We start from the raw sequence: 324 nt of genomic DNA, 5'->3' as shown, positions 1-324 counted from the left end.
CTGTATCGTTCGTTTGTGAGTTAGAGGGTAAAACTTACAGCCATACGCTAACTTTCTCTGTACGGTCTCAATATGAGCAACTGGACACAGAACAACAAGAGTTATGGACTGAATTCGTTGACAGAGGCGAACTAATCTTACTTGATACGGAATACATCAATGTGAACGACTTAATACCGCATATTAATGACTTTAGAACCAAAACAGGGTGCAGACTTAGAAAAGTCGGATACGACCCAGCTCGCTATGAAATTTTAAAAGGGCTGATTGAGCGTTATTTCTTTGACAAAGATGGAGACAACCAAAGAGCAATTCGACAAGGTT

1 protein-coding gene is annotated in these 324 nt (G+C 40.1%); it reads left to right on the top strand.

Annotated elements, in window-relative coordinates; translation table 11 throughout:
• On the top strand, positions 1–324 hold a 324-nt coding region (locus L979_RS16930), incomplete at both ends, for a hypothetical protein (protein WP_231559563.1).

Origin of the sequence: Kocuria sp. ZOR0020 (genome assembly GCF_000800955.1) — a bacterium.
Taxonomy (GTDB): Bacteria; Actinomycetota; Actinomycetes; order Actinomycetales; family Micrococcaceae; genus Kocuria; species Kocuria subflava.
The sequence above is the reverse complement of the archived record's forward strand: the minus strand, read 5'-3'. Positions and strand labels throughout refer to the sequence as shown.